Annotated in this window: 18 protein-coding genes and 1 pseudogene; 12 read left to right on the plus strand and 7 right to left on the minus strand. The window is 46.7% G+C overall.

Annotation, left to right across the window (positions count from 1 at the left end):
* From QHH26_00080 to QHH26_00100, 5 genes are all read right to left on the minus strand, one after another.
* Entirely contained in the window at positions 1–1,308 is a 1,308-nt protein-coding gene (locus tag QHH26_00080; GenBank protein ID MDH7480352.1) for a sugar ABC transporter substrate-binding protein, read from the minus strand.
* On the minus strand, positions 1,298–2,587 hold the full coding sequence (locus QHH26_00085) for a sugar ABC transporter substrate-binding protein (protein MDH7480353.1): 1,290 nt from the start codon (positions 2,585–2,587) through the stop codon (positions 1,298–1,300). Before QHH26_00085 ends, QHH26_00080 begins: the two co-directional genes overlap by 11 nt.
* Before the next feature lie 107 nt (positions 2,588–2,694).
* Positions 2,695–3,399 carry a PIG-L family deacetylase gene (locus QHH26_00090; protein MDH7480354.1) on the minus strand — a complete coding sequence of 235 codons (705 nt, stop codon included), beginning with the start codon at positions 3,397–3,399 and terminating at the stop codon, positions 2,695–2,697.
* Positions 3,399–4,349, minus strand: a complete 951-nt coding sequence (locus tag QHH26_00095; GenBank protein ID MDH7480355.1) for a GNAT family N-acetyltransferase — start codon at positions 4,347–4,349, stop codon at positions 3,399–3,401. The genes QHH26_00090 and QHH26_00095 overlap by 1 nt, the downstream gene beginning before the upstream one ends.
* A gap of 103 nt (positions 4,350–4,452) precedes the next feature.
* On the minus strand, positions 4,453–5,490 hold the full coding sequence (locus tag QHH26_00100; protein ID MDH7480356.1) for a hypothetical protein: 1,038 nt from the start codon (positions 5,488–5,490) through the stop codon (positions 4,453–4,455).
* 285 nt (positions 5,491–5,775) lie between these two features.
* Here QHH26_00100 and QHH26_00105 point away from each other — a divergent pair.
* Positions 5,776–5,922, plus strand: a pseudogene (locus QHH26_00105) (zinc-ribbon domain-containing protein).
* Positions 5,923–6,003: 81 nt separating this feature from the next.
* Here the strand turns inward: QHH26_00105 and QHH26_00110 are convergent.
* Together QHH26_00110 and QHH26_00115 are read right to left on the minus strand one after the other, a co-directional pair.
* The gene (locus tag QHH26_00110) at positions 6,004–6,786 is read right to left on the minus strand and encodes a TatD family hydrolase (GenBank protein ID MDH7480357.1); all 783 of its coding nucleotides are present in this window, start codon (positions 6,784–6,786) and stop codon (positions 6,004–6,006) included.
* A 4-nt stretch (positions 6,787–6,790) separates the two neighbouring features.
* A complete protein-coding gene (locus tag QHH26_00115) occupies positions 6,791–7,606 on the minus strand; it encodes an alpha/beta hydrolase (GenBank protein ID MDH7480358.1) in 816 nt (271 codons plus the stop codon).
* Positions 7,607–7,970: 364 nt separating this feature from the next.
* On the opposite strand from QHH26_00115, the gene QHH26_00120 reads away from it, so the two are divergent.
* The 11 genes from QHH26_00120 (at position 7,971) to QHH26_00170 (ending at position 17,838) form a co-directional block, all read left to right on the plus strand.
* Positions 7,971–8,309, plus strand: coding sequence for a hypothetical protein (locus QHH26_00120; GenBank protein MDH7480359.1), 339 nt, complete (start codon positions 7,971–7,973; stop codon positions 8,307–8,309).
* 409 nt (positions 8,310–8,718) lie between these two features.
* On the plus strand, positions 8,719–9,681 hold the full coding sequence (locus QHH26_00125) for a MoxR family ATPase (protein ID MDH7480360.1): 963 nt from the start codon (positions 8,719–8,721) through the stop codon (positions 9,679–9,681).
* A 107-nt stretch (positions 9,682–9,788) separates the two neighbouring features.
* Positions 9,789–10,724 carry a hydroxymethylbilane synthase gene (hemC, locus tag QHH26_00130; GenBank protein ID MDH7480361.1) on the plus strand — a complete coding sequence of 312 codons (936 nt, stop codon included), beginning with the start codon at positions 9,789–9,791 and terminating at the stop codon, positions 10,722–10,724.
* Positions 10,725–10,730: 6 nt separating this feature from the next.
* Complete coding sequence (gene nadB, locus QHH26_00135; GenBank protein ID MDH7480362.1) at positions 10,731–12,326, plus strand: L-aspartate oxidase; 1,596 nt, start codon at positions 10,731–10,733, stop codon at positions 12,324–12,326.
* Positions 12,290–13,846 (plus strand): uroporphyrinogen-III C-methyltransferase, encoded by a 1,557-nt coding sequence (cobA, locus tag QHH26_00140; GenBank protein ID MDH7480363.1) that lies wholly within the window; start codon positions 12,290–12,292, stop codon positions 13,844–13,846. Before nadB ends, cobA begins: the two co-directional genes overlap by 37 nt.
* A 3-nt stretch (positions 13,847–13,849) precedes the next feature.
* A complete protein-coding gene (locus tag QHH26_00145) occupies positions 13,850–15,013 on the plus strand; it encodes a radical SAM protein (protein MDH7480364.1) in 1,164 nt (387 codons plus the stop codon).
* Positions 15,013–16,194 (plus strand): tRNA 2-thiouridine(34) synthase MnmA, encoded by a 1,182-nt coding sequence (gene mnmA, locus QHH26_00150; protein MDH7480365.1) that lies wholly within the window; start codon positions 15,013–15,015, stop codon positions 16,192–16,194. Before QHH26_00145 ends, mnmA begins: the two co-directional genes overlap by 1 nt.
* Positions 16,195–16,229: 35 nt before the next feature.
* Positions 16,230–16,646 carry a DUF948 domain-containing protein gene (locus QHH26_00155; GenBank protein ID MDH7480366.1) on the plus strand — a complete coding sequence of 139 codons (417 nt, stop codon included), beginning with the start codon at positions 16,230–16,232 and terminating at the stop codon, positions 16,644–16,646.
* Positions 16,639–16,974, plus strand: a complete 336-nt coding sequence (locus tag QHH26_00160) for a YtxH domain-containing protein (protein ID MDH7480367.1) — start codon at positions 16,639–16,641, stop codon at positions 16,972–16,974. The genes QHH26_00155 and QHH26_00160 overlap by 8 nt, the downstream gene beginning before the upstream one ends.
* 75 nt (positions 16,975–17,049) lie before the next feature.
* Positions 17,050–17,409 carry an STAS domain-containing protein gene (locus QHH26_00165; GenBank protein MDH7480368.1) on the plus strand — a complete coding sequence of 120 codons (360 nt, stop codon included), beginning with the start codon at positions 17,050–17,052 and terminating at the stop codon, positions 17,407–17,409.
* Complete coding sequence (locus QHH26_00170) at positions 17,410–17,838, plus strand: ATP-binding protein (protein ID MDH7480369.1); 429 nt, start codon at positions 17,410–17,412, stop codon at positions 17,836–17,838. It abuts the gene before it with no gap.

Below are 17,838 nucleotides of genomic sequence, written 5' to 3' on the forward strand. Positions count from 1 at the left end.
TTAGTTATGCCTCCTCCCGCTGTATTTTAGTAAATCGTTTACATAGGGCGTTACTTTGAGGCATGCTTCTCGGGCGCTCTTTTTTCCTAACACCGCTAAAACAATTTCGTTATTGATGATGTCATTCATTTCACGAGAGCATTCTACATTTGGAATAACACGCCCATATTTGATTGCATCGATAAATGCCTGTTTGTTTTTTGGTTTATCTTTGAGATATAAATAGGCACCTGATTCGGCTACTGAACGCCTACTTGGGATTATATGTTGGGTGCGTGCGAAGTGAGCTTGTATTTCAGGCCCCGTCATGAATTTGACAAGTTCCCATGCTTCTTTCTTATGCTTGGAGAGCTTAAGGATACCAAAGGAGGCACCGCCCATAAAAGCAGCCCGCCTTTTCCCCTTTGGAATTGGAGCAACGTCGTAGTCGAATGTCTTAATTTCCTTGTGGAACACAAGTGCCGCTGCCCAGCTTCCTGTGATATACATGCCTACCATGCCGTTTGTGAACATCTTTTGAGGACCTATGTCAGCCATGTCGGTTACTCCTGGTGCGACGCGGTATTTGCATCGTAGGTCAGAGGCAAATTGAATCGCTTCGTATGCTTCTGGTTGGTCAAGGAGACACTTTTTCCCGTCTTTGCTGATGATTTCGCCGCCATTCTGCCATACGTAGTCTTGCCACCAGGGATCGGGTATGCAGCCCCACTGGTCTATCCGCCCATCGCCATTGAGGTCTTTGGTTAGCTTCCGTGCGACTTCTAAGTATTTGTTCCAGTCCCAAGTTTCGTCTGGATATGGGATGTCATATTTATCGAACATTGTTTTGTTGTAGAACATTGCGTAAATGTCTACATCCCCTGGAAGGCCATAAACTTTGCCATCGTACATGCCCCATCCTTCGAGCGCTGGTCCGTAGAAATCCTTGAGGTCGAACTCGGGATCGTTTGCGATATAAGGGTCTAAACACTCAAGCAAACCTTTTGCAGCACATGGAGTGAAGTAGGTGGAGTCAATGCGGCTGACGTCTGGAGGCCTACCCCCGGCGGTGGAGATAAGAAGCTTATCGAAAACCCGGCTCCAGGGAATTAACTCGATTTGCACGCGAATGTTTGGGTGTTTCTTATAGAAGCTTTCAAGGGCTTTATGATAATAGCTTAGCTCCTCTTGCTTGCCCCACATACTCATGCGAAGCTCAACGATTTTTGGGTTTTCCTTTGGTTTTGAACAGCCCGAGAGAAGCAAGACCGCAATTATAGGAAAAATGGTTACAGTGGAAATACGCACTGTCATAATCTCAACGTGCATCCGATTGCCTGCGGATTAGTTTGAATTCTTTTGTCTGAACTGGCTCCTCATATCTCAAGAAGTCGTTAATTTTTTTAGCGAGTTCTGGACAAACTTTTCTTGGGTCTTTTTTTCCGGAGATTACCCAGTAAAGTTCATTGTCGATTATGTAATTCATCTCCCTGCTCGATGGTAGGGAGGGTAGGGTGTGTCCGTAGGCGATTGCATCCAAGAAAACTTTTCTATGTTTTGGAGGACCTGGGAGATGTAAGAATGCATTAGATTCGGCAACAGAGATGCGACTGGGAACGACCTGCTCCTTTATGGCTCGTTCGCGGAGAGCTTCTTTCCTTACCATGAATTTTACTAATTCCCAAGCCTCTTTTTTGTGTTTCGAACCCCGAAGTATTGCATAGGATGCTCCGCCAAAGAACGTTGCCCTGCGTTTGCCTTTAGGGACTGGTGCAACGTCGTATTCAAAATTCTTGATTTCCTTTTCAAAATAGAGAGGCACCGCCCAACTTCCGCTGAAATACATTCCGACACGGCCGTTAGTGAACAAATTTTTTGTGCCGATGTCGGCAATATCGGTTGGCATTGGCGCCACATGATATTTATCTCGTAGGTCTGCCATAAACTGCAGTGCTTCTATCGCTTCAGGACTGTCCAAAAGGCATTTTTTTCCTCGCTTGTCTATGATATCCCCACCGTTTTGCCACACGTATGTCTGCCACATATTTTGGGTTGTACCCCATTGGTCAATACGGCCGTCGCCGTCCAAATCTTTGGTTAGCTTCTTTGCCGCCCAGACGTACTTCTTCCAGTCCCACGTTTCATCTGGATATGGTACGCCGTATTTATCGAACATAGTTTTGTTGTAATACATCGCATATATGTCTATGCCGGCTGGGATTGCATATAACTTGCCGTTGTATTGGCCCCAGCCATTGATGGCAGCGGGGTAGAAATCTTCTAGGTCGAACTCTTTGTCATTCGCCACATATGGCCCAAGGTCTTCGAGCAGACCTTTAGCAGCGCAAGGCACGAACCATACGGAACTGATAATTGAGGCATCGGGCGGATTGCCGCCAGCTGTTGAAATCAAGAGTTTGTCAAACGTTCGTTCCCATGGGGTAAATTCAAGTCGCACGCGGATATTGGGATGTTTTTTATAGAATATTTTGAGCTTCTCGTTCCATGCTTTTTCGTCAGCTGCTGTGCCCCATACCACCATGCGAAGCATTACCGTATTGGGCTTTGTCTGCTTCTTACCACTGCAGCCGCCAACGATGCATAGCATTAGGAGAAGCAGCATGAAGATAATTTTTTGTTTGTTTTGAATTGCAAAATGCCAAAGATATTTTTGTGTTTTGCAAACTTTTTGGCTCATAGTTGGCTAGTAGCTTACTAGAAAAATGACTGAACCTTCTTTCGGTGTGCGCTTTTGGGGAGCATGAATGCCGTTGCAAATTCAAACCCGACTTCAGCGCCGCGGACGCGTGCAAGGGATTTATAGTAATCAACATATGGGAACTTTGCTACCTCTCCTCTGAAAAGCGCATATTTCGTAACCATATCTTCCCAAAGCTTTAAATCTTCCTTTGTAATCTCAAGGTAGAGCTCTGGTACAAAGTCCTCGCGGTCTTCCCAATTTTCCGCGTAATAGAGTGTTCCTGCCCAGTGCGGTGGGTCTTTCCGTTTGAAGCCTTCAATGCCCGCGTAAAATTGGGCGTCTGGCACATTTAGAGCAGTATTTATGTGGTCTTTATGGATGCTTTTCATCCAATGGGTGAGGATAATGCTAGGCTTGCAAGCTCGAATGACGTCGCAAATAGCGAACTTCACCTCGTCATTGACTGGTAGTTCGCCATCGAGGTAGGGCAGGAAATATACTTTTGCACCAATAGTCTTTGCGGCATATTCGGCCTCGGTTTTTTTGAGTTCGGCATATCGTTCAGGGGGCATTTCCTTATGCCCTTTCTCGCCAAGTGTCATGTGGAGCATTGCGACTTTTTTGCCGTGAATTACATGGTGGCACAAAGCCATTCCACACGAAATTTCTGCGTCACCAGCATGAGCCCCTATGGCAAGTATGTCAACTTTGTCTGCCATTATTCCAATTCCTTTCTCATCACTGCGTGGCGCCGAGTTTCCTTAAAGCCACCGTGGACGTAGACTTTTGCAGCATCGTCGGTTGTAGACATAAACCATGCCATATGTATGCCTTTTGCTTTCATGCCATGAAGACATTTTAGCAAAAGCACTGCCCCGATGCCGCGTCCTCTTTCGGCTTCGTCAACGCCAAAAGGTCCAAAACGTTCGTGTTCATGTTGACAAAAACCGATGCACTTGCCATTTTGCATCGCTACGTAAATTTCACCGCGGTCAAATTCGCCCATTGTCTTGCGCACCATCGACTCTCGCAGGTAACGCTGCCAGTCGCCAGGAAAGCATTTTCTTAAATGTTCCAGTAGAGGAAGAATATACTCGGGCTTGAAGCTGTCGAATACGACGCCCTCAGCCGTCAGCTTAGCCTCTCTTTCTTTTATCCAATCAGGGGTCTTTAGATTGACGAGGGGCGATTCCATACTGATAACAGTAACTGGTATCGTAAAGCCCATTGCCTTAAAAAATTCGACAGCTCCTGCATACGCGGCAAGGTCCACGCCTGGGACGAAATAATTCGGAACAAAAGTTCCAACGATTGCAACTTTTGCTCCACGTGCCTTAAAAAAGGATTGGACGTGTTCCCAAAGCTTTGTTCCAATGCCTTGTCGCTGGAAATTGCGGTCTACAGCAATTAGGGAGATATAGCCGCGGTCAAAATCTGGCTTCTGGTCTTCCATCAGGTATTTCCGATGCATTCCCAACATGAAGCCTACAACCCGGTCGCCAAGTTTCGCTACTGGCGCTCCTTCTGGCTCAAAGTTTGCATCTAGAAGCGCTTTTCGTTGGAATATCTCGCTTGTTATGGGGTCAGCTGTCATCTCCTGGTTAAGAAGGGCAACCACCCCATCAAGGTCTTTCGGCTGAAATGGTTTTATAACTATCTCGTTTGCCATGCCGAGGAGCTCCTTAAAAAGCATTTTTATAATGGAACATTCGGCATGCGAAAGGGCAAATCCTTCGCTGGCTTCTACTCTAATTGTGAACACTAAATTGAAGTCACAGCTTGAGAACCTTGATGTCACCTGTGCCGGTGACAAATGCAATGGATTTGCTATCTGGAGACCAAGATATGTACCTTAGGTGGTCTTCGAAGTTTCCAGTCGGTTTAGCTGCTCCTTTGCTATAAATTTTGAAACTCCAGTTTTGTGTATTTCCGACGTAGAGATTATATTGCGGTTCCATTCCCGACTTCTCGACAAGTTTGCCAAGGAATGCAAATTGCTTTCCGTCAGGACTCCAAGAAAGCTCTTCTGCGCGGCAACTTACCATTTTAGTTAGAGAGCCGCTTTTCAAATCGATACGGTAAAGGCCTTCGCCTTTAGGCGCCCGATTCTTTATCCACAGCCAGGCATATCCTGCCCTTGGAGGTACTAAAATTTTAGCGGCGCCTATATCTTTAAGGAGTGTGCGGTAATTGCCTGTTGTGGGGTCAGTGATGCGAACCCAGTTTGCTTCGGGAGCCTGTTGTTCGCCAAAAAATGACGAGAGGAGCTTGCTATCAGATATCCAGGTTGCGCTTAAGCCTGCTGTAAGACCTAAGTTCTTTGCGCTTTTGATATCGAAAACAAATGGTTTTCGTTCTTGCGGAGTCGTTGGCAGCATTACTATATAGCGGCCATTTGGTGACCAGCTTTGTGGAAAGAATACGCCACCACCTGGATTTTGCTTCAGTACGACATTAGTTTTGCCTTCTGCTAGCGTCATTATTGCCAGACCATTCTGATAGAATGCTAGCTTCTTTCCATCAGGCGACCACACAGGCCAGTCGGCATCCTTTGCTATAAGACGATGGCTCCATCTCCCTTTGGTTAATGTAGCAACGTAAATGCTTTTTGCAGGCGGCTCTGATGAATCAGGGCGGGGTGTAATTGCAACGTATGCAATCGAACGCCCATCTGGTGACCAGACTGGATTTGTATAAGTCGTTCCTGTTTCGGAATTTGCCGGGATCAGGACATATTCCGTAGCGCAGAAAACGCTAATTGAAGATAAAAGCAAGATAGAAAAGATAAGTAGCGGCAACCTGTACTTCATTTATATAGATACCTCCTGACTTTTATACGCACTCCCATTAAGTTTTGTTGCAGAAAGATGAAGAATCCTTTTTGGGGAAGGGCGCATTTAAAAATTTGTGCGATGTTAGAATCGTTTGCCGAATGGGAATTATAAATCAAACGTTTTTGGGTTTTGCCGGTATGCCGGATGAAGACGACAGGACGACCAAATTCCCCATAGCATTGAGTCTCACGGTTGTCTGCGTTCGCCTAGCCCCGGGTAAATACTAGGCCAATTCCCAAATTAATAGGAGGAGCTAAGCAAATGGAGGACAAGATCCTCAAATGCAAGAATTGTGGCCAAGACTTTGTTTTCACGTCAGGCGAGCAGGAGTTTTACGCACGAAAAGGTTTTCAGAATGAACCTGCACGTTGTGGTCCCTGTCGTCAGGCAAGGAAGCGGGAGCGCGACGCACTGAGCAATGCTCATTTCCGCCCCCAAAGGGAGCGCACGCAATTCCGGCCACGCTATTAGAAACCGTTTATTAGGAATCTAGCTTGCGCCAATATTGAAAAACTGTGTCGCATTGGCGGTTGTTATTTTAGCAATTTGAGAAGGCGGGGTCCCCTTAACTTCAGCCAAACAAGTTGCTATTAAAGGCAGGTAGGATGGTTCGTTTCGTTTCCCACGATGGGGGTGAGGAGCAAGATATGGGGCGTCAGTTTCAATTAGCATTTGTTCCAACGGTATCTCCGCAACTATCTTGCGTAACTTTTCGGCATTGAGAAACGTAACGGGTCCTGCTATCCCGACGAAACATCCGCGCTCAAGTGAGGCTTTGGCGAATTCGGGTTCGCTAGGGAGACAATGCATCACAACACCTTGTTTTGGCATGTTTTCTTCGTCGAGTATTCGAATGACATCTTGCCATGCCTCGCGGCTGTGGATAATAAGCGGTAGCCCAAGTGTCTGCGCCAGTTTAATATGCCTGCGATATGCGTCCTGCTGGATATCGCGAGGTGATAGGTTGCGATAATAATCAAGGCCAGTTTCGCCAATAGCAACTACTTTTTGGCTTTCGGAGGCAAGCTGGGCAAGTTTTGCTTCAACCTCTGGCTCGAAGGTTTTTGCATCATGAGGGTGAATGCCAACCGCTGCAAATACATGGCTGTATTTTTCAGCTAGCTCAACCGCGCGGATGCTTGATGGGAGGTCGTATCCTACGCAAATTATTCTAGTGACGCCCGAAGATTCTGCACGATGGAGGACTAAGTCTAGGTCAGCGGCAAAGTCATGGTGGTTTAGATGACAGTGGGTATCTACCAAATTTTGCATTCGTTTATGCCATCTCCTGAAGGTGCTTTGTTAAGAATTCATCTAAGATAGCGTTGAATTGATCGTGGCGAGTAAGAAAGCAAAAATGTCCTCCTCCTTCGATAACCTCAAGTGAAGCATTGGGTATCTCTTCGTATAACTGTTGGGTTGCTTTGAGAAATATACCTTGGTCCTTAGCTCCAGCAACCACAAGGGTTGGAACTGTAATTTCTCGTAAGTTAGCGCTCAGGTCTGTACTATGAATGATACGAAGTCGCTGGGTGATGGTTGTGCGTGAGGTCTTTACCGCCTGGCGAGCTATGGCTCTAATCGCTGACACTTCGTCCACCATCGAAAGCATTTTCGGTCCTTTAACTCCCAGAAGTTTGGCGATTTGGACTCTTAATCCTGCTCCCAAGGACTTGTGGAACGGGTGACCAGCCGATGAAATCCATCCAAGCAGCCGGTCCTCATGTAATGGTGGTAGAGATGCAAATGCTGATATAAGTATTAGGGCACTTGTTTCCTCGGGATAAGTGAGTGCAAACTTTAAGGCAATCAGTCCGCCAAAAGAATGACCGCATATTACAGCATTGTCAATTTTCAAACCCTTGAGCAAACCTTTAAGGTCTTGGACGAGTAAATCAAGAGTGTAATCTGTCGCGCGCTTTAAGCCTCGGCGAACATCATAGCTGATGACTCGATAGCTGTCTTGCAATCCTCTAAATTGGAAGACGAATGCTTCTTTATACTCAGTAATGCCGGGAATAAAAACTACAGGAATTCCATTACCAGCTTCATAATAGTCTATGCTAAGCGTATCTACCTTAATGGTAGGCAATCAGCGCCACCCCTTGTTTATTATAAATCACAATTATGTTCGGCTTTTTCCCGACTAAGATACATGAAAAGAAATACGGGTGTCAATTTGTAATACCCTTCCAGGAATAGCAAACGAAACCTTAATGTATTTTAGGGGACCATGCGCTCTAGATAAACATGCTGAATTGTTATTCTATGTGCAAAGCTTTAAAACGTAAAAGCTAATACCTAACAGCCCTCTGGTCTAATCCAATTTTCAAGAAAATTAGAAAACTCTAAGGTTTATTAAAGCTGCGTCTAAGAAAACGTGGAGAAAATAATTATGTCAGCATTGGGGCTGAGGTTTTTAGTCTGATTCAAGACCATGAAAGGAGAGTTGCGAAATGACATGGAGAGAAGCTTTGGTTGTGCCTATTAGTGCGGTGTCCCTCTTGGGCTTTTCAGTATTGGCTTTTTCTGGAAAAATCGACAAGGGTGAAAGCGAGGAGCAGGTTACTCTCGAGCAATGTCCGCCAGCTGTTCAGGATACAATTAAAGCACAGGCTTCGGGCGGAGTAATCAAGGAGATTGAGAAGGAAACTAAGAACGGAAAAACTATATACGAAGCTGAGATACTAAAAGATGGCAAGACCATCGAGGTAAAAGTCGCTGAGGACGGTACGCTCATTAAGTCCAGAGTTGAGGATGACGACGAGGAAAACGAGGGTGAAAACGAAGGCTAGGTGTTGAACCAGCATGCCTCAGCCCTTTAATTATGCAATAGTTGTGGCAGACTTCAATTAATACTCTGTAGTTGAAGACGACCCCAGCGTAGCCCGTTTCCTAAAACAAGCGATGATGGAGGCGGGGTACAACGTCGAAGTCGTCAGCGACGGAAGGGAGGCTATCTCTATGGCGCGCACCTTCCCGTTTGACCTTGTGCAGCTAACGAACTTGGTGCCTGCAAGCTCAGCGCCTCCGCTTTTGGTTTCCTTAACTTTGCAAAAAGGCAAGTCGTCTGTCAATTAGCTTTTGGCTGCTTTTAAAAAGAACAATAATTGAAAGCTGCTTACAGTTCTTAGCGTTTTATCTGATGCTGTTTCAATTTGACATTGTGCGGACACAATGATAGAGTATTGATGGAGGAGTAAGTTGGCGAAAACGGCATCGGTTGATTCGAAGGAAATCGAACAGAAAATAAGCCAGGTAATCGATGAAATTGAGACGGTCATTATTGGCAAGAGGGATGTTATTCGTCTTGTTATATGTGCTGTCTTGTGCAATGGGCACATCCTAATCGAAGATGTGCCTGGGGTTGGGAAGACAACCCTGGGCAAGACCCTAGCAATTGTCCTTGGTTGCACTTTCAAAAGAATTCAATTCACGCCCGACCTACTCCCAGCAGATATCACTGGGACGTCAATATTCAATCAGAAAACCAGCGAGTTTGAATTTAGGCGTGGGCCAATTTTTGCGCAGTTTGTCCTGGCTGACGAGATTAACCGGGCAACGCCAAAGGCGCAGTCTAGCCTTCTTGAATGCATGGAAGAACGCCAGGTAACCGTTGATGGCGTTACATATCCACTGCCTCAGCCATTTTTCGTAATTGCAACCGAGAACAATGTTGAATATCACGGCACATATCCGCTACCGGAGGCACAGCTTGACAGGTTTATGATGCGGCTTTCCATAGGCTATCCTGGTGCGGAAGAGGAATCAGCTATCATTGAGCGCCAGGAGGTCGAGCATCCGATTACCAAGGTTCGCACAATTCTTTCTTCATCTGAAGTCGTCGAGCTTCAGTTGGCAACAAGGCATATTTTCATTGAGCCATCGGTTAGGGATTATATTGTCGAGATAGTCAGGGTTACTAGGGAACATCCAAACCTTGCTTTGGGCTCAAGTCCTCGCGGGTCGTTGCATCTCTCGCATGCAGCAAAGGCATTTGCGGCAATTTCAGGCAGGGAGTACGTATTGCCAGATGACGTAAAAGCGGTTGCAATACCCGTACTGGCACACCGTTTAATACCAAAGCCCGAGGCACGTATCCGCAAGGTCTCAACAGCTGACATCGTTTCTGAAATCATATCAACAGTGCCAGTTCCTGCAGTTTAATTTTCAGCATCAGTTTCTAGCATGTTCCTCCTTCCATTTGACGTTGCATCCCCAAGAATGAGATAATTCTATTGGTAGCATTTCATTCTAGTTTGTCGGTAGATTAAATGGAAGCTAGTTATACGAGGAAGCTGAGGGTTGGTACCAGGGGAAGCGCTCTTGCAATTCGCCAGACTACTTGGGTTGTAGACCAGCTCAGACTTTTTAATCCGGAAGTTGAAGCTGAAATTATAACTATAAAGACCAAGGGCGACCTAGTGCCAAACGTTCCGCTTGCTCAGATTGGCGACAAAGGGATTTTTGTGAAGGATATTGAACAAGCGCTTCTCGATGACGCCATTGATTTGGCAGTGCACAGCATGAAGGATCTTCCGTCGGAACTGCCCGAAGGTCTTTGCATTGGTGCTGTCCCAGAGCGGCTTGACCCCAGTGACGTTTTAATCAGCAATGGGCTGGGGCTGATGGATTTGCCAAAAAATGCGCGAATTGGGACGGACAGTCTGAGGCGTCGAGCCCAACTAAGCTACTTACGGAGAGATTTTCAATTTCCTGGTCTCCGTGGAAACCTAGATACAAGGTTGCGCAAGCTCGATGAAGGGGAGTTCGATGGAGTTATCGTTGCATATGCCGGAATGGCGCGTATGGGCTGGACTGAGAGGATTGTAGAAAAGATTCCTTTAGATAAATGCCTCCCGGCAGCGGGACAAGGAGCGATAGCAGTCGAGGTTCGCGAGGATGACATCGAAGCGCTTGGGTTCCTTTTAGCGCTGAACCATTATGAAAGCCGAGTGGCTGTGACTGCCGAACGAAGTATGATTGGTGCTCTCGGAGGCACATGCCGAGTTCCAATGGGCGCCTGCGGTGTTGTTGAGAATGGAAAGCTTAGGCTCATGGGGGTTGTTGCAAGTCCCGATGGCGACTGCCTAATTCGTAGGGAAGTCTTTGGCGATCCCGAGCAGGCAGAGGAAGTTGGTCGAGAGCTGGCAGAAATCCTTCTTGCTAGCGGGGCAGATGAATTGATAAAGAGAATGGAGTATTGGTGATGTCTTATGCCGATTGATGTTGAGTATCTTGTGTTGGGGAGCGGCATTGCCGGACTAACTTTCGCTTTGCGTGTTAGTAAGTTCGGAAAGGTAGCCCTCGTCACCAAAAAAAGCGACACAGAGTCGAATACAAATTACGCCCAGGGTGGGATTGCATGCGTAATGAGCGAGGATGACTCGTTCGACCTTCACATACTCGATACGCAAATTGCAGGTGCTGGCCTCTGCCGGAAAGAAGCAGTCGAAACCATCGTTAGGGAAGGCCCAAGCCGTGTTCGAGAATTGGTTGAACTAGGGGTCAAGTTCAGCACGGAGAAAACACCCACGGGAGAGGAGCGTTTTGCTCTTGGGCGAGAAGGCGGTCATTCAAAGCGAAGAATCCTTCATGCCGCCGACCTAACGGGGCGTGAAATTGAGCGTGCTCTAGTTGTTCAAGTTAAAAAGCAGGAGAATATTCGCATTTTTGAGCATGAGTTTGCAATTGACCTAATTATCGAAAAGAATGGTAATAAAACTTGTCTAGGTGCCTATGTCTTTGATCCAGAGACTGAGGAGGTTACAGTTTTCAGAGCAAAAGCCACCATGCTAGCTACTGGCGGCCTTGGTAGGGTGTACTTGCATACCACCAATCCGGAGATCGCTACGGGCGATGGTGTGGCAATGGCTTATCGAGCTGGCGCGAAAATTGCGAATATGGAGTTTATTCAATTTCACCCAACTTCGCTTTACCATCCCGATGCCCGGTCGTTCTTAATCTCAGAAGCTGTGCGCGGTGAAGGAGGCGTGCTTAGACTCCGAGACGGCAGCACATTCATGGAAAAGTACCATCATATGGGTTGCCTTGCGCCCAGAGATATTGTTGCTCGGGCAATTGATGCGGAACTTAAGAAAAGTGGCGATGAGTGCGTCTACCTCGATGTAACCCACCTTGATCCTGAGAAGCTGAAAAGGCGTTTCCCTAACATTTACGAAAAATGCCTTTCAGTCGGTTTAGATATTACGAAAGAGTGGATTCCTATAGTTCCTGCGGCTCATTATAGTTGTGGTGGTGTGCTGACAGATATTTACGGCCGAGCCTCGATTGATAGGCTGTATGCTGCTGGCGAAGTAGCTTGCACCGGCGTTCATGGAGCAAACCGTCTTGCGAGCAATTCTCTGCTAGAAGCATTGGTATTTGCCCATCGTGCTGCGGATGATGCAATTGGCATTCCGTATAATAGCGTCATGGACTTGGACCGAGAAGTTGCCGATTTCCCAAGAGATGTTCACTCTCAGTATGTCAGCGAAAAATTAATTGCAGAACTTACTGAACATCTCCGGAATGTAATGTGGAGAGATGTCGGCATAGTTCGCACGAATGATAGGCTTCTAAAGGCACAAGCTGAGGTGCGAGAAATTGCAGATAAAGTTAACGAGCTGTATTCGACTGGTCGTCTTACTACATCCTTGCTCGAACTTCGAAACCTAGCGACTGTCGCCGAATTGATCATTAAATCAGCCCTTATGCGTAAAGAAAGTCGTGGCTTGCATTACAATTTAGATTATCCCACACTGGATGATGTTAATTGGAAAAAGGAAACAATTCTCGTTTGCGACCAATAAGCAAAGGAAAGGTCTATTTGGTTGGGGCGGGACCTGGTGACCCCGGACTTCTTACCATCAGGGGATTAGAATGTATTAAACAAGCGGACGTAATTGTTTATGACCGCTTGGTTCATCCCTCAATCCTTTCGCATGTGCGCTCTGGTGCTGAGTTGATTTATGTGGGTAAGACATCAGGTGCGCATACAATGAATCAAGAAGACATAAACCGTTTATTGAGCAGCAAGGCACTGGAGGGCAAAACAGTAGTTCGTTTAAAGGGTGGCGATCCGTTTGTGTTCGGCCGCGGCGGCGAGGAGGCAGAGCACCTTGCAAACCTAGGGATTGAGTTCGAGGTCATTCCAGGTGTAACATCTGCTATTGCAGTACCAGCTTATGCCGGTATCCCAGTTACTCACCGGGAATTCGCTTCGTCTTTTGCTGTCGTTACCGGCCATGAAAAAGCCCAAAAGGGCGGGCATGAAGAAGGTCAAATGCCTTTAACTTCCTCCATTTCTCAGTTAGCTTGTTTTCCTGGTACCCTTGTTTTTCTTATGGGTATGGAAAACTTGCGAGAAATTGTTGCCGAACTTGTCAAAGGTGGACTGGCGCCGTCCACACCCGTTGCCATTATTCGATGGGGCACGTTGCCAAGCCAGGAAACACTTATGGGGACTTTGGAGTGTATTTGCGCGGAGGTAGAGCGAGCAAACTTTAAACCCCCCGCTGTAATTGTCGTTGGGGAAGTTGTGAGGCTTAGGGAAAAGCTTAGGTGGTTTGACAATCGGCCATTATTTGGCAAGAACGTTTTGGTTACTCGAAGCCGCGACCAGGCTAGCGTGTTATCTGACCTATTGCGAAAATGTGGAGCTAACCCCATAGAATTTCCGCTCATAAGAATTGTTTCGCCGACGGATTTTAGCAGGTTGGATATGGCACTCGACCATATCGAAGAATATGATTGGCTTATATTCACAAGCACAAATGGCTTCAAGGCCGTCATAAATCGTCTAGAAGTACTTGGGCACGACATCAGGTGGCTGAAGGGCCCAAAGATTTGCGCAATAGGCTCAGCCACTGCCGAAGCCATCAAGGCATTTGGAATTCGCATAGATTTCGTGCCTTCACAATTCATAGCAGAAGCAATTGTGCGAGAATTTCCTGAGGAAGTTAGTGGGAAGCGAATTCTTCTTCCGAGGTCAGAAGAAGCACGTGAAACTCTTCCAGAAAAATTGGGTGAGCAAGGGGCGGTGGTAGATGTAGTGAGTGTTTATCGGACTGAGCTTGATGAAACCGGGGAGATAAGTAGAATTCGTGAAATGCTCTCCAAGGGCGAAATCGATATTATAACTTTCACTAGCTCGTCAACGGTGAAAAATTTCGTAAAGTTGATCGGAGCAAGCGTTCCCGAAAACACTACGGTAGCTTGCATTGGCCCAATTACGGCGCAGACTGCAAAAGAATTGGGCATCGAGCCCGATGTCGTTGCAGAGAGCTATACAATAGAAGGTTTGGTTAGATCGCTAATAGGTAGTCAATAAAGAATGATTGGAGTTACTAGGTTATACTGCGGCACGGTTACCTCTGGCGATTCTTTGAGATATGAGAGAGGACATATCTCAACCTTAGATAAGAGACCTATCGTCGTTTGGAATTGCACACGCCGCTGCAATCTTCAATGCATCCATTGTTACTCTGACTCACAGAACATTAGTTACTCAAACGAACTCACGACTGAAGAAGCACGAGCGCTGATAGAGGACCTAGCGGATTTTCATGTGCCAGTTTTGCTGTTTTCGGGCGGAGAGCCTTTGATGCGGAAGGATATATTTGATCTTGCTGCATTAGCGAGGGAAAAAGGCATTCGGCCTGTGCTCTCAACAAATGGTGTTCTCATAACCAAGCACATAGCAAAAAGAATCGAACAAGCCGGATTCGGGTATGTTGGTATAAGTCTGGATGGGATTGGCGAACGAAATGATGTGTTTCGTGGGAAAAAAGGTGCATTCGAGTTGGCGATGCAAGGCTTTGATAACTGCGTTGAAGCTGGGCAGAAGGTGGGCCTTCGTCTTACACTCACGCGACATAACTTCAAAGACTTGAATGCAATTTTTGACTTCATTGAGGAGCACAAAATAAATCGAGCTTGTTTTTATCATTTGGTATATACAGGTAGAGGGCGGGGTCTTCGAGACGAGGACCTGTCGCACGTAGAGACGCGAAGGGCGGTTGATATTATAATTGACCGCGCCGCCGATTTCCACCGGCGAGGGCTAGAAAAGGATATCCTTACCGTGGACAACCATGCAGATGGACCATACCTTTATATGCGCATGCTCCGAGAAGGTTCCAGCCGGGCAGGGGAAGTTCTGCAGCTCCTAAAGTCAAATGGCGGCAACCAGTCTGGCATTGGTATCGGTTGCATAGATAATGAGGGCAATGTGCATGCTGACCAGTTTTGGGGTCATTACTCTTTCGGCAATGTTAAGCAGCGGAAGCTTAGTGAGATATGGTTGGACACCTCCGACCCATTAATGGCTGGTCTTAAAAACAGGAAGACGTTGCTTAAGGGCAGGTGCGCGGCATGCAAGTGGCTTGACATCTGCAATGGGAATTTTCGCGTACGCGCTGAGGCTGTTTTTGGTGATGTTTGGGCTCCCGACCCAGCGTGCTATCTAACGGATGAGGAGATTGGAGTAAAAGGATAATGGATGGCAATCTGTTATCCCAGCAACCCACATCCAATATACAAGCCAAACAACATTCGCGTTGTCCCACCGTTGTTGTAGCGATGTCGGGCGGTGTAGACAGCTCAGTAGCTGCGGCAATTCTTGTCGAGGAGGGTTATAACGTAATTGGCGTTACAATGCAAATATGGCCGCAGCAAAACGAAACCGAGCAAAAGTTTAGTCGAACATGCTGTTCGCTGAGCGCAATTGATGATGCCCGCCGAGTTGCTTTTCAATTAGGTATTCCGCATTACTTAATGAATTTCCGTGAAGTGTTTGCACGCACAGTTGTTCATGATTTTATTGAGGAATATCGGCGAGGACGAACTCCAAATCCATGCATTCGTTGCAATCGTTTTATTAAGTTCGAAGCCCTTTTGGACAAGGCTAGGAGCCTTGGCGCTGAGTATATTGCAACTGGCCATTATGCTCGCATAATTTTCGATGAGTCACGGGGGCGGTGGCTGTTAAAACGTGGAGTTGATAGTTCTAAAGACCAGTCTTATGCTCTGTATAGCATGACCCAAGACCAGCTTGCCCATACGCTAATGCCGCTTGGCAATATGACTAAGGACGAGACTCGACGAATGGCATCAAAGCTTGGTTTGGCGGTCGCAACAAAGCCTGAAAGCCAAGAGATATGCTTTGTGGAAGACAGGAAGTACCCTGAGTTTCTCAAATCGGTTGCGCCTGAGATTGCAAGGCCAGGGCCGATTCTAGACACGAAAGGGCAAGTTATTGGAGAGCATAAAGGGATTGCCTTTTACACTATTGGCCAGCGCAAAGGACTTGGAATTGCCCTGGGCAAACCAATGTATGTTGTCAGAATAAATCCAGAGCGCAATGCCATTGTAATTGGGCGAAATGAAGATTTATATTCCCGCACGCTAGTGGCAAAAGACTTAAATTTTATTTCTATCGAAAACCTGCAGGAGCAGATTGTTGTCACGGCGAAGATAAGATATAATATGAAAGATTCGCCAGCCATACTTGCTCCCCTACCAAACGGGGAGGCGCTTGTAACCTTTGATAAACCGCAGAGAGCAATAACTCCGGGCCAAGCTGTGGTGTGCTACAGGGGCGAGGAAGTTGTCGGTGGTGGCACAATAGATAGGGTAGTAGAAAGCAACGAAGCAACAAAATATTGCAACTTTAACTAAAATATGTCACTATTAGGCATTCGGGGGTGCGATTGGTGGAAGGGCTACTTATAGCGGCGGTGGTGCTTACGTCAATAGCTCTGTTCTTGCTTGCAGTAGCTTTCATAATTCTCGCCACCATGGCTGGCAGGATTGGCAAGCTCAGTGAGGAAATAACCAAGTTTGTAAGAGATGCCCGGGAAGAGTTCATCCCTGTTGCCGCTGAGGCTCGGTCAGCATTGGCGAATATTGATAAACTCACAAACAGAGCAGCTGACATCGCTGAGCGTGTAAGTCGTGTTGCAGAAAAAGCCGAATGCTTGCTAGACGGCGCATATGTCGCCGAAGTTGCAGGCAGAGTGGTGAAATCTTCAGCTTCAAGTCTATTAAGTGTTTATGAAGGAATTAAGCAGGGAATTAAAACATTGCGCAAATCTAAGGAAGGAGTCGAAGGAGGTATTGGAAGTGAGTAACGAAGAGGAAAAAAGTGTTCTAATCAGCGTTCTTGCAGGCATAGGTATAGGAGCAATCGTTGGGGCGGCAGTCGGGCTTTTGTTCGCACCCAAAGCTGGCTCGGAGACGCGCGAGGATATAAAGAAAGCTGCGGACGACCTGAAAGCAAAAGCGCAAGATGTAGTTCAAGAGCTATCTACATCAGCTGAGGAGCTTGTCTCGAAGAGCAAGGACCTTATTGAGGCTACCCGTGAAAAGGTTCAACAGGCAATTGAGGCAGGCAAGCGAGCAATGGCTGAGAAGAGGAATGAATTAGAAAGAAAAGGCGAGGAGTCAGCCGAAGCCTAATAAAAAGCGTGTAAACTGGGCTAAATATGGGAAAAACTTATTTGGCCATCTGATTCCAAAGAAAGGCGGCGAAACATGAATCTGAGGCTGGAGACACGTTCTGTTGATTCGAAGGTTTCAATAATAGATTTGCAGGGCGAGATTGATGTTTTTACCGCTCCCCAGCTGAAACAACGGATACTTGAAATGCTTGATCAAGGGGTAATTCATCTCATAGTAAACCTTTCGGGCGTCGAGTATCTGGACAGTGCAGCATTGGGAGTGTTAATTGGTGGATTGAAGCGACTTCGAGAGCGGGATGGAAGCCTAAGTATCATATGCCCGAATATGCGGATAAAACGCATCTTTGAGATTACAGGTCTAGACAAGATTTTTGACATATATGCGACTGAGGGTGAAGCGGTAAAATCGCTCAAAGCGAAGGAGGTCAGCTAAGTGTCTCTTAACGGCCAGTCCGACGTCGTCGAGCTAAGAATACCATGCAAGCCGGAATTCGTCAGCGTTGCAAGGTTGGCGATTCTTGGGATTGCTAGTAGAATGCAGCTTTCATATGACGAAGTGGAGGATGTGCGGCTTGCGGTTGGCGAGGCTTGTACGACAGCCGTCGAACGGGCTAAGAACGCTGCCAAAACCGATACTTATATCAACATACGAAGCGAAATCTCAAATTCCAAACTAACCATCGAAGTTGAAGATGAGGTTCCTACTGCTGAAATTCGCCCTTCGGAAGAGGCAGCTTCGCCTGAGAATATAGATGAGCAAAGCCTGGGGGCTTTGCTGATGGAGCTGCTTGTTGACGAAATCCAAATCGAACAAACCCCTAAGGGCGGCACACTCGTTCGCATGGTAAAATATGCAGGATAA

Source organism: Armatimonadota bacterium, assembly GCA_029907255.1.
Taxonomy (GTDB): Bacteria; Armatimonadota; UBA5829; order DTJY01; family DTJY01; genus JAIMAU01.